Here is a 10894-nt window from a genome sequence, read left to right as displayed (position 1 = left end):
TTCTCTCCTAAACGGCGCTGGACGCCTGACGACAACTCGAACGACTGTATAGTCCCTAGCTTAATGGCACGTGAGTGCCCGCCACATCCAGTGCGTCCGCCCCGAGCCACCTCCCCATCGCCGAAAGCTCCGCCACGAGCTCGTCGCAGTGCTCCTCGCCGGGCTCCCAGGTCACCCGGTGGGCGCGGAGGACCCCGGCCGCCCGATCGCGGTGGAGGTCGACGCGTCCGACGAGCCGATCGCCGAGGAGGAAGGGCAGGACGTAGTATCCGTGGACCCGCTTCGCGGCCGGGGTGTAGATCTCGATCCGGTAGTGGAAGCCGAAGAGCCATTCGATGCGCCGTCGGTAGAAGACGAGGGGGTCGAAGGGGGCGAGCAGCGCCCGAGCCGCGACGGTGCGCGGAGTCCTCGCCGCGTGCCACTTGAGCGCCGGAGTGCCCTCGATGTCGACCTCGCCGAGCTCCCCCGTGGCGAGGAGGACCTCGATGGCCGCATCGGTCGGGGCCTGCAGCTGGCGGAAGTAGTCGGCCAGACAGTCTGGTCGGGCGACCCCGAGGGCGCGGGCGGCGATCCGGGTGAGCGCGAGGACGTCGTTGTCCTTGCCCGAGATCCCCCGTCGGCGCGCCGCGTCCGATGTGCGCAGACCGAGCTCGGGGTCGGCGTCCGTGCCGTAGGACAGCGGAGTCTCCCCGAGCAGGGGGCTGACGTCGCGCGGCAGGGCGTAGAGGCGTTCGAAGTGGTCGTTGCGTCCGGCCGCGCTCACTGCTCCCGCCGCGAACAGGGCCTCGAGCGCCATCTTCACCTGACTCGGATTCCAGCCCCAGTGGCCGCGGTGGCGTTCGGGGATCTCGTGGTCGACGAGCTCGGCGGCGGTGCGCGCGGTCTGCGGACCCGCTGCCAGTGCGTCGAGGAGTGCTGACTGCAGGCGGCGGAACTCCTCTCCGGTCTGCGGGTCGCGCTGCCCGTAGTCGTTGCGCCACCATTCGGCGCGGCTGCGGTCGAAGTGCCGCCAGGTCTCCGGGGGGACGAACGCCGCGGCGTGCGCCCAATACTCCACGCCCATCCGCGGCGCACAGTAGAGCAGACGGTCGAGACGGGCGCGCTCGTAGGGTCCGAGCCGGGAGTAGAAGGGAAGGTAGTGGGAGCGCACGACCCGGGCGACGGAGTCGATCTGCGCCAGCCCCATCCGGGCGAACGTCGCCTTGAGATGACGAGCGGTGACCTGCTCCGGTCGCGGGCGGTCGAGGCCGGTGGCGGCGATCGCGGTCCTCCGCGCCGCTGCGAGAGACATTCGCTGCATGGGCCCACCCTAGGCCACGGCACCGACACGGCGGTCTCGGCACTCTTGTGAGCGCGCCGGTCCGGCGGGCATCGAGAGCCGGGGACGAGCGATGACCGAACGGCTGAGGCGGATCGGCCGAACGGCCGAGGTGGGAGGGCTTCCTGCCGGGAAGGATGGGAGACCCAAGCGGACAACTGCACAGAACAGGACATCACCATGAAGAAGGTCGTCATCGCCCTCACCGCCACCCTCTCCGTCTTCGCCGTCGGCATCGGCGCGCTCTTCCTCTGGGAGTACCGGTCGAAGGCCCAGCTCGAGGCACAGGTCGAGGACTACCTCGGCGCCTGCGATCTCTCCCCGACGGCGATGGACGTCCGCGGCCGCCCCTACATCCTCTCCGCGATGTCGGACCGGGCGGAGCTCACCTACGTCGACATCGCCCCGCAGCCGGGCATGACGAAGGACCAGCTGCTCATCCAGGAGCTCAAGGACGGCAGCGCCGAGCGCGTCCGCCGCTTCGTCACCTTCGCCTACCCCTCGCAGGATGCCGCCCCGATCACCGAATCGGACGGGTCCTTCTCGGATCGCGCGCGCATCGACGGCACCCCGGTGACGTTCTCGGGAACCGCCGCCGACGGCACGCTCACGGTCTTCGCCGACGGCCGACCCATGGGTGAGCTCAGGCTCCCGCGCGACGTCGCACTCCGGGGCGTGTTCGCCAACGAGGCCGGGGTCGCCGCCGAGCTCGAATACGCCGCGAACCTCTGCGGATGAGTCAGCCGCGGCGACTAGACTGGGACGCGATGAAGACCGTCCTGCCCTGGCTGTGGATCGCGCCGCTGCCGCTCACCCTCCTCCTCGATGTCACATCGGACGGAGGCTGGCCGATCCTCGTCGGCAACCTCGCCGCCGTCACGGTCGCGCTGCCCGCGCTCTGGCTCGGGCAGCGCGCCGCCGCACCGCGTCCCGCCTTCCTCCGCCTCGCTGCCGCAGCACTCATCGTCGCAGCCGGCGTCGTCGCCGTCTCCCAGCTGCTCAGCCTCACAGTGCTCTGGCTCTCGCTCGTCGCCCTCGCACACCTCTCCCGCCGCTTCACCGACCCGCTGTCGGTGGGCCTCCTCACCGTCCTCGCCCTCACCGCGGTCGTCGTTCCCGGTCTCATCCCCGGCGACGGCCTCACCTTCGCCTTCGGTGCCTCGACGCTCGTCGTCGCGGCACTGGCTCTGGGTCTGCTCATGCGGATGTTCGACCGTTCCCTCCATCAGCGCCAGGCCACCGCCGCCGAGGCGGAGCGCCGTCGCATGGCCACCGACCTCCACGACCTCGTCGCCCACGAGGTCACCGGGATCGTCGTCCTCGCCCAGGCCGCCTCGCGCGCCGAGGATCCGTCCGTGCTGCGGGCAGCGCTCGGGCGCATCGAGGAATCGGGGTCGCGTGCCCTCGAGGAGATCCGCTCCCTTGTCGCCTCCCCGGCCGGCACCGCCGCCGCGGCACCGACGGCGCCGACCGCTCCGACCGCTGCGGGACCCGAGGCGCTCGAGCGGCGCCTCGAGGAGTTCGGCGCCAGCGACGACGCCTCGACGCAGAGCGGCATCGACCTCCCCGCGCCCGTGCCGACCTCCGTGTGGGCGACGCTCGACCGCGTCCTCGTCGAGGCTCTGACGAACGTCCGTCGGCACGCGGGCCCGGGGGCGCACGTGTCCATGACGATCGCGAGCTCTCCCGACTCCGTCGCCCTCACCGTTGAGAGCACCGGAGGCCGCGGCGGCATCGGCCGCGGCGGCGGGACCGGTCTGCACGGTCTGCGGACCCGGGTCGAGGACCTCGGCGGGGACCTCACTGCCGGGCCGATCGACGGTGCCTGGCGGCTGCGCGCCCGACTCCCGCTCGCCGCAGGCCCTCCGTCCGGCGGCACCCTCTCGCCCGGCGGCGCCCCGTCCGCACATGCCCGCCCCCACACCCCCGAGAGCGGAGACCGACCATGATCAGAGTCCTCGTCGTCGACGACCAGGAGATGGTGCGGATGGGCTTCACGCTCATCCTCGATGCCGATCCGGAGATGACCGTCGTCGGCCAGGCCGCCGACGGGGTCGAGGCGATCGGTCTGGCGAAGTCCGAGGATCCCGATGTCATCCTCCTCGACATCCGCATGCCCCGCCTCGACGGACTCGCAGCCCTGCCCCGGCTCACCCCGCTGGCGAAGGTCATCATGGTGACGACCTTCGACGACGAGGACTACGTCGACTCCGCACTCGCCGGCGGCGCCAGCGGCTTCCTCCTCAAGGACGCCGGTCCCGACCTGCTGCTCGCCGGGGTCCGTGCCGCGGCCGCCGGCGACGCCCTCATCTCCCCCTCGCTCACCCTCGACCTGCTCAGCCGTCGCACGGGGGCGGCCCCTGCCCACGACGACCGGGTCGCGCGGCTGAGCGACCGCGAGGCCGAGGTCGCCCGCCTCGTCGCGACCGGACGGACGAATCAGGAGATCGGGGCCGAGCTCTTCATCTCCCTCGGCACGGTCAAGACGCATCTGGCGAACATCCAGGCGCAGCTGGGGGCGCGCAACCGGGTCGAGATCGCCGCTGCGATGTGGGAGTCGGGAGCGATGAATCAGCCGAACGGCTGAGTGCCTCCGGCCACGCGGCCGATCGAATCCGCCTCGGCGCCGACGAGGATGGATCCCATGAACTCAGAACCGATGACACTCTCATCCCACGACGTCACTGCCGCCCCGACGCGGCGCCCCCGCCGCATCGCCGCCCTCGATGTCCTGCGCGGCTTCGCCCTGTGCGGGATCATCCTCGTCAACCTGCCGCCGCTCTTCGGGCTCAGCTCCGTCACCGCCGACGGCGAGGTCCTCCCCCTCTACGCACTCAGTCAGGACCTCGTCCAGAACCGCTTCTTCCCGATCTTCTCGTTCCTCTTCGGCATCGGCTTCGGCATCATGTGGCTCTCGGCCAGCCGTCGCAGCCCCCGCCCTCGCCTCGCGCTGCTGCGCCGATTCCTCTTCCTCGGCGTCCTCGGCGCCCTCCACATGCTCCTGCAGCCCGGCGAAGCGCTCCTGCCCTATGCGATCGCCGCGCTCGTCGTCCTCCTGCCCTCGACGTGGATCCCCTCCCGCCTGCTCGCGCCGGTGACGGCCTCCGTCGGTGCGCTCCTCCTTCTCGCCGGCGTCGCGACCGGCGGCGGTATGGCCATCATCCCGGGACTCTTCCTCGTCGGCTTCGCCACCGGCTACACCGACCTCGTCCGCCGCAGCCTGGCGCGCCCCGGTCTCCTCGCCCTCACCGGGGGCCTGGCCGCCGCCGTCACGGTCGCAGGCTTCCTCCTCACGGACTTCCAGACCCGGCAGATCGACCAGTGGATCAACGCCTCACTCGGCATGACGATGGCTCTGAGCTTCGTCACCGGCATCATGCTCCTCATGCGCACCCCCGCCGAGGCGGTGCTCACCCCCGTGCTCGCCCCGCTGGGTCGGATGGCGCTGAGCAACTACATCGGCGCAACCCTCCTCCTCGTCGGCGTCCGCTTCCTCGTCCCCGACCTCGCCGCGTTCGACGACCAGGGCGGCTACCTCGCCGGACTCGTCGTCTGCGCCGGGATCCTCGCCCTCCAGATCGTCGTCTCCGCGCTGTGGCTGCGCGTCTTCTCGCAGGGCCCGCTCGAGCGCCTCTGGCGCCTCGTCACGTGGGGTCGCGGCAGGACCGAGAGCGCTCCCGCGTCCGCGCACTGAACCGGCAGTGAGCCTCTGCGGCGGCTGATTCCCGCGCCGAGGCGGCGCTCAGCGCACAGCCGAAGGGCGGCCATCCCCGTGGGGACGGCCGACCTGTCCGTGCGCCGACTCGCAGTCGGTGCCGGCGCGCCCGAGCGCGCAGGCTCGGCGTCTCAGTCCGTCAGCGCCTCTTCCGGGGCGAGCTCCTCATCGAGGGCGATGACGCCGTAGCTCCAGCCCTTGCGGCGGTAGACGACCGAGGGCTTCTGCGAGGCCTCGTCGATGAAGAGGTAGAAGTCGTGTCCGACGAGCTCCATCCGGTTGAGCGCCTCCTCGATGCCGATCGGGGCGGCAGCGAACGACTTCTCACGAAGGACGACCGGGGAGTCGCCCTCGGCCTTGATCCGTCCGTTCGTCCGATCGGGGCCTGCGGCCGCGTCGGTCTCGGCGGACTCCGTCCCACCGTCCGTGGGGACGATCGGGTCGGCCACGGGCATCTTCGCGAGCGCCTCAGCGGTCGACTCCTTGCGGTGATGGCCGGCACGGGACACCTTGTTCCGGTCTCTGGCCCGTCGGAGTCGTTCGACGAGCTTCGCCCAGGCGAGGTCGAGGGCGGCGTACTTGTCACTGGCCATCGCCTCGGCGCGGATCACCGGACCCTTCGCCACGACGGTGAGCTCGACCCGCTCACTCGTCTCCGGCTGCCGCGTGTTCTTGTCGTGAGCGACGTGGACCTCGACACGCTGCGCCCTCGGTGCGAGCTGCTCGACCTTGGCGATCTTGTCTTCGATGTGCGCGCGAAAGCTGTCGGAGATGGTCAGTTGGCGTCCGGTGACAACAATGTCCATGATGGGTCCTTAGCGACTCGTTCTTCGGAGGAATCCGATCCCATTCCCTTGGATGGGTAAACACCGTTATACAGTAAAGGGAGAGACAAATCGAGTGCCCCCACGGCCGAGCCCGATGACCGCGGCTGCAGTGGGCCTGACCTGCACCGATGTCAAGACTCGTGTGCTTTCGGCCAAGGTTGCGCCGGTGGTCGAGAAATCGTCGACGAGCAGCGTCGTCGGCATTTCTCGGCCGATCTCGGCGGCGTAGTCGGGAATGAGGAATTGCGATTGCCGGGCATTCTTCGCCCGGGCGTGGGCGCCGAGTCCGACCTGATCGTGTCGTCGCCTCGCGACGAGGACGTCGGCGACGACGAGCGAGAGCTCCGGTGAGAGCGCTGCCGCGCGGCGCGCGAGGACTGCGGTGTGCGACCCGCCGCGACGCCGCTTCGCCTGCTCCGAGCTCGGGGCGGGCACGACGCGCACCGGGCCGCCGGAGTGGCCGACGAGGTCGAGGGCCGCGACGATCGAACGGGCGAGGCCGAGCGCGAGGGGGTCGAGGATGTCGCGCCGCCCATTGTCCTTGAAATTGACCACCATGTGGGACAGGCGCGAATTGTATTCCGAGACCCCGACGACGGGCAGCGTGGCGTACCGCGTCTCCATCGCCCGCGGGATCCCGCCGAGGAGCTGGAGGCACGTCGTGCACAGCGAGACGGTCTCCCGCCCGCATCCCGCGCAGCGCCGCGGCAGGAAGAGTTCGGAGAGCTCGCTGAGCAGACCCATGTCCGTCCTCAGCCGGGGTAGGCGGGATCCTTGGCGGTGACGTCGATGAGCTTCTGCCACGCGTTGGAGTTGTACGAGTAGATCTCCCCCGCGCTGCTCGTGACGAGGATCGATCGACCGTCCTCCCCGGCGGCGATGCGGTCCCCGCCGCCGGGCAGCTGTCCGAGCTGCTCGGGTGGTCCGGAGACGCCGACGCGGTAGGGCTGGACGGTCTCCCCCGGCAGCTGGGCGAGCGCGGCGAGCGAGGTCGAGCCCGCCCAGGAGATGTCCCTGATCTCCGTGAAGTACGAGCCGACCTGGAGCGGGGCGTCGGCGAGCGCGGACGACGGGTTGCCCGCCCGGTCGCGGGGAATGCCGACGACGTCGATGCGCGCGGGCTCGCTGCCCTGCCGGCTGAGCACCGCGAGCCGTGTGCCGTCGCGGGAGACCTCGAGGTCGAGCAGGTCCCGACCGGAGAGGAAGTCCGCGGACACCCGGTAGACCTCGTCGTCGCGGCCGACGGCGATGATCTCGCCCTTGTTCTTCCGCTCCCCCGTCCAGATCGTGTTGAAGCGGTCGATGCTCGGGCCCTCGAGCGACTCACCGCTGAGCACGGTGCGCGCTTCGGACGAATCGGCTTTGAGACGGCGGAGGTTCTTCCCGCCCTCGGAGAGGTAGGAGTAGATCGAGTCGTCGAAGGACACGGCCGGGTCGCTCGCCTCGGCGCCCTTGAGGTCCGGACTGTTCTCCACCCTCGCCACGGTCGTGCCCGAGATCCGGGAGATCCGGTTCTCGGCGATGACGACCGGCGGTCCGTCGACCTGGACCGAGGAGTCGGTCTTCGGCTGCAGGCTCTCCGAGACGACCTGACCGCCGATGCTCAGCTCGACGCTCGAGATCGAGGGGATCGCTTTGAGGGTGGACGAGATCTGCTGGCGGATGAGCCCCTTCTCCCTGTCCGTCGGTGCCGGGGTGAGGTTGCCGAGCGAGACTCGGGCGACTCCGCTCTCGATGGTCACGACGTTCGAGTCGGCGAGCTTCGCCCCGTCGGGAGCCGCTGTGACGACGGCGCCGGCGAGGTAGGGGGCGGGACCGGCGAGGAGTTCGTTGATGATCGCCGTCGGCGTCGACGAGGAGCGGAGGAACCACCGCGAGTCGGGTACGAGATAGGAGAAGTCGGAGGTGAAGAACTCGAGCGAGTAGTTGAGGAAGATCGTGCGGAACGTCGTGCGGGAGACGAGGAGTCCGTTGGGCGCCGAAGAGATCCGCCACTCCCCGTTCTCCTGCCGGAGGGAGAACTCGAGGTTCGACCGCGTGTTCGGCGTCGCCGAGGAGAAGACCCCTGAGGAGTCGACGATGCCGACGACGGGGGCGGACATCGTCAGCGTCTTCTGATCCGAGGTCACCTCGTAGTTGAGGGAGTCGATGTCCGTGTCGCCGGGGAGCACGGAGACGGAGGCGAGCGGATTCCACTCCTGGGCCTCGGCCTCGGTGAGGAACGACTTCGCGACGGCGAAGTTGTTGCCGGTTCCGGCACCCGCGGCGAGGAAGCCGCGGACGATCTCCCCGACGCTGTCGCCGGGTTTCGGCCCGTCGGGGATGCGCGCGCTGTCGGCGCCGGGGTCGTTCGATCGGGCCTCGAGGTGCCCGACGGGTGAGCTCGTCGGGATCGACGAGCACGCCGAGAGCACGAGCCCGAGCAGCACAGCGAGGACGATGGCGGCGAGTCGCCGCAGGTGTCCGGTCGTCGTCATGGGCGTCCCTCCTGTGTCTCCGCGGGCGGTTCCTCGACCGTGCCGGTCGCCGCCGTCGCCGGCTGCTGTGCCGCCGCGTGCCGTGTCCCCGACTGCTCCGGGGCGGTTGCGGCGGCAGCGGGCGCTGCCTGCGCGGTGCGACCGCCCGACCTCTCCGGCGCAGCGTCCGCGTCGGGTTCGGTCTCGACGACGATCGGGATCGATCCGGTCTGGATCCGCACCGAACCGTCGGATGACAGCGGCCCGGCGACGAGCGCGGCACCGCGGATCTGGGCGTCGCGCGGCGGCAGAGGCAGCGGCGAGGAGGTGATCTCCTGGTCCGGTCGCCGGGGGATCGTCAGCCGGAAGCACGACCCCTCCCCCGGGTTGCCCCACACCTGGAGCCAGCCGTTGTGGAGGTGCGCGTCCTCGAGCGAGATCGCCAGGCCGAGGCCCGAACCGCCCAGGGTCCGCTTGCGCGCGGGGTCGGCCCGCCAGAACCGGTCGAAGACGTGCTCGACCTGCTCCTCGTTCATGCCCACGCCGTGGTCGCGCACGCTCACCGCCACCGCCTCGGCGTTCGAGGCGACGTAGACGTCGATCGGCTTGCCCTCGCCGTGCTCGATGGCGTTGACGACGAGGTTGCGGATGATCCGGGTGATGCGCACGCGGTCGATCTCGGCCATCACCGGCGACGAGGGGGCGTGGACGACGATGTGCGTCGACATCTGGTCGGCGACCATCGAGACGTTCTCGATGACCGAGGTGACGATCGCGCAGACGTCGACGGGTTTGGCGACGAGGGCGGCGGCGCCGGCATCGTAGCGGGAGATCTCGAGCAGGTCCGAGAGCAGGCTGTCGAAGCGCTCGGCCTGCGAGTTGAGCAGCTCGGCGCTGCGGGCGGTGACCGGGTCGAGGTCGTCGCGGGCATCGTAGATGAGGTCCGCGGCCGCGCGGATCGTCGCGAGCGGCGTGCGCAGCTCGTGGGAGACGTCGGAGACGAACTGCCGCTGGAGCACGGACAGCCGTTCCATCTGCTGGATCTGGTGCTGGAGCGTGTCGGCCATATCGTTGAAGCTCTCCCCGAGCACGGCGATCTCGTCGTTGCCGTGGACGGGCATCCGCTCGTCGAGGTCGCCGTCGGCGATGAGCCTGGCCACCTCGGCGCCGGTGCGCACGGGGGTGACGACGAGCCGGGTGACGATCCACGCGACCGCGCCGACGAGGACGACGAGGACGAGGGCGGCGACGAGCATCGAGCGCTGGACGAAGTCGAGCGTGTTCTGCTGCTCGCGGAGGTCGCCCAGGTAGTAGAGCTGGAACTGACCCGCACCGGGGATCGTCAGCTCCTGGGTGATGAGCAGGCCCGGTCCCGCATCGCCGGGCAGACTCACCGACTGGTAGAGCATGTCATCGGTCGGGGCCTGTCCGATGGCCGCCTGGAGATCGTCGCTGACGGGCATCGCCGACACGGAGCCTGCGGAGGAGTCCATGCCCGCGCTGATCGTCGAGAAGGCGGAGTTCGGGTCCTTCGGCTCGAGCGAGAGCGCGTAGACGGACCCGGTCGACCGGTTGTAGATCGACGACAGCTGCGCGGAGAGGTTCTCCTGGGTGATCGCCTGCCCGTCGGCGGGGGCGACGCTGCGCAGCTCGGAGACGATGTTCGACGCCTGCCCGGAGAGCGAGTCGAGTCGGGTGTCGAAGAGTCCGCGAGAGATCTGCTGGGACATGTACGTCCCGACGCCGAAGATCGCCACCGAGGTGAGGATGATGGTGAGGACGACGATGCGGACCTGGAGGGAATAGCTGAAGGACCTGCGGACGAACTCCCAGAACGTCTTCAGACTCTCAGCGGTGGTGCGGAGGGCTCCGCGCACGGCGGAGGAGGGTTTCACGCGGCTCGGCCTGCCTTGTATCCGACGCCGCGCACCGTGACGATGATGTCCGGCTTCTCCGGGTCACGTTCGATCTTCGAGCGCAGACGCTGCACGTGGACGTTGACGAGGCGGGTGTCCGCCGCGTGCCGGTATCCCCAGACCTCCTCGAGCAGGGTCTCCCGGGAGAACACCTGCCACGGCTTGCGGGCGAGCGCGACGAGGAGGTCGAACTCGAGCGGGGTGAGCGAGATCGGCGCCCCACCCTTGGTCACGGTGTGGCCGGCGACGTCGACGACGACATCGCCGACGGTGAGCAGTTCGGGGGCCTGGGGTTCGGAGATCCGCAGGCGCGCGCGCACGCGTGCGATGAGCTCCTTGGGCTTGAACGGCTTGGGCACGTAGTCGTCGGCACCGGATTCGAGTCCGAGGACGACGTCGACGGTGTCGGACTTCGCGGTGAGCATGATGATGGGGACGGACGAGACCTCGCGGATCTCACGGCACACTTCGAGTCCGTCCTTGCCCGGGAGCATGAGGTCGAGGAGGACGAGATCGGGTCCCACCTTCTGGAACTCGTCGAAGGCCTGGTCGCCGGTCGCGCAGAAGAAGGGCTCGAAGCCCTCGCTCTTGAGCACGATTCCGATCATCTCGGCCAGGGCCGTGTCATCATCAACTACGAGGATACGCGCGTTCATACCTCT

The 10894-nt window shown here is 70.0% G+C and carries 10 protein-coding genes; 4 read left to right on the top strand and 6 right to left on the bottom strand.

The window, feature by feature from the left end; translation table 11 throughout:
* Window positions 1–55: 55 nt before the first annotated feature.
* The gene (locus BC102111_RS13275; RefSeq protein WP_257957741.1) at window positions 56–1300 is read right to left on the bottom strand and encodes a winged helix-turn-helix domain-containing protein; all 1245 of its coding nucleotides are present in this window, start codon (window positions 1298–1300) and stop codon (window positions 56–58) included.
* A gap of 198 nt (window positions 1301–1498) precedes the next feature.
* Here BC102111_RS13275 and BC102111_RS13270 point away from each other — a divergent pair, with 198 nt between their 5' ends.
* From BC102111_RS13270 to BC102111_RS13255, 4 genes are read left to right on the top strand one after another with little or no spacing between them, the layout of a single operon-like run.
* Window positions 1499–2056 carry a hypothetical protein gene (locus tag BC102111_RS13270; protein ID WP_009374862.1) on the top strand — a complete coding sequence of 186 codons (558 nt, stop codon included), beginning with the start codon at window positions 1499–1501 and terminating at the stop codon, window positions 2054–2056.
* A gap of 29 nt (window positions 2057–2085) precedes the next feature.
* Window positions 2086–3267 (top strand): sensor histidine kinase, encoded by a 1182-nt coding sequence (locus BC102111_RS13265; RefSeq protein ID WP_180960647.1) that lies wholly within the window; start codon window positions 2086–2088, stop codon window positions 3265–3267.
* Window positions 3264–3905: a response regulator gene (locus BC102111_RS13260; protein ID WP_101624571.1), complete on the top strand. Its 642-nt coding sequence runs from the start codon at window positions 3264–3266 to the stop codon at window positions 3903–3905. The genes BC102111_RS13265 and BC102111_RS13260 overlap by 4 nt, the downstream gene beginning before the upstream one ends.
* Before the next feature lie 57 nt (window positions 3906–3962).
* The gene (locus tag BC102111_RS13255; RefSeq protein WP_101624599.1) at window positions 3963–5012 is read left to right on the top strand and encodes a DUF418 domain-containing protein; all 1050 of its coding nucleotides are present in this window, start codon (window positions 3963–3965) and stop codon (window positions 5010–5012) included.
* Window positions 5013–5164: 152 nt separating this feature from the next.
* On the opposite strand, the gene hpf is transcribed toward BC102111_RS13255, so the two are convergent.
* From hpf to mtrA, 5 genes are all read right to left on the bottom strand, one after another.
* Entirely contained in the window at window positions 5165–5839 is a 675-nt protein-coding gene (gene hpf, locus BC102111_RS13250) for a ribosome hibernation-promoting factor, HPF/YfiA family (RefSeq protein WP_009374858.1), read from the bottom strand.
* 66 nt (window positions 5840–5905) lie between these two features.
* On the bottom strand, window positions 5906–6604 hold the full coding sequence (locus BC102111_RS13245; protein WP_101624570.1) for a ComF family protein: 699 nt from the start codon (window positions 6602–6604) through the stop codon (window positions 5906–5908).
* An 8-nt stretch (window positions 6605–6612) separates the two neighbouring features.
* On the bottom strand, window positions 6613–8337 hold the full coding sequence (locus BC102111_RS13240; RefSeq protein ID WP_009374856.1) for an LpqB family beta-propeller domain-containing protein: 1725 nt from the start codon (window positions 8335–8337) through the stop codon (window positions 6613–6615).
* The gene (mtrB, locus tag BC102111_RS13235; RefSeq protein ID WP_101624569.1) at window positions 8334–10211 is read right to left on the bottom strand and encodes an MtrAB system histidine kinase MtrB; all 1878 of its coding nucleotides are present in this window, start codon (window positions 10209–10211) and stop codon (window positions 8334–8336) included. The genes BC102111_RS13240 and mtrB overlap by 4 nt, the downstream gene beginning before the upstream one ends.
* Window positions 10208–10888, bottom strand: coding sequence for an MtrAB system response regulator MtrA (gene mtrA / locus BC102111_RS13230; RefSeq protein ID WP_009374854.1), 681 nt, complete (start codon window positions 10886–10888; stop codon window positions 10208–10210). The genes mtrB and mtrA overlap by 4 nt, the downstream gene beginning before the upstream one ends.
* Between the last annotated feature and the right edge of the window lie 6 nt (window positions 10889–10894).

It is taken from the genome of Brevibacterium casei CIP 102111 (assembly GCF_900169275.1).
In the GTDB taxonomy this organism is placed as follows: domain Bacteria; phylum Actinomycetota; class Actinomycetes; order Actinomycetales; family Brevibacteriaceae; genus Brevibacterium; species Brevibacterium casei.
The sequence above is the reverse complement of the archived record's forward strand: the minus strand, read 5'-3'. Positions and strand labels throughout refer to the sequence as shown.

What these genes read in the sequence shown, in the direction of transcription:
- BC102111_RS13275 (WP_257957741.1), bottom strand. Translation starts at nt 1,300, where the DNA reads ATGCAGCGAATGTCTCTCGCAGCGGCGCGGAGGACCGCGATCGCCGCC.
- BC102111_RS13270 (WP_009374862.1), top strand. Translation starts at nt 1,499, where the DNA reads ATGAAGAAGGTCGTCATCGCCCTCACCGCCACCCTCTCCGTCTTCGCC.
- BC102111_RS13265 (WP_180960647.1), top strand. Translation starts at nt 2,086, where the DNA reads ATGAAGACCGTCCTGCCCTGGCTGTGGATCGCGCCGCTGCCGCTCACC.
- BC102111_RS13260 (WP_101624571.1), top strand. Translation starts at nt 3,264, where the DNA reads ATGATCAGAGTCCTCGTCGTCGACGACCAGGAGATGGTGCGGATGGGC.
- BC102111_RS13255 (WP_101624599.1), top strand. Translation starts at nt 3,963, where the DNA reads ATGAACTCAGAACCGATGACACTCTCATCCCACGACGTCACTGCCGCC.
- hpf (WP_009374858.1), bottom strand. Translation starts at nt 5,839, where the DNA reads ATGGACATTGTTGTCACCGGACGCCAACTGACCATCTCCGACAGCTTT.
- BC102111_RS13245 (WP_101624570.1), bottom strand. Translation starts at nt 6,604, where the DNA reads ATGGGTCTGCTCAGCGAGCTCTCCGAACTCTTCCTGCCGCGGCGCTGC.
- BC102111_RS13240 (WP_009374856.1), bottom strand. Translation starts at nt 8,337, where the DNA reads ATGACGACGACCGGACACCTGCGGCGACTCGCCGCCATCGTCCTCGCT.
- mtrA (WP_009374854.1), bottom strand. Translation starts at nt 10,888, where the DNA reads ATGAACGCGCGTATCCTCGTAGTTGATGATGACACGGCCCTGGCCGAG.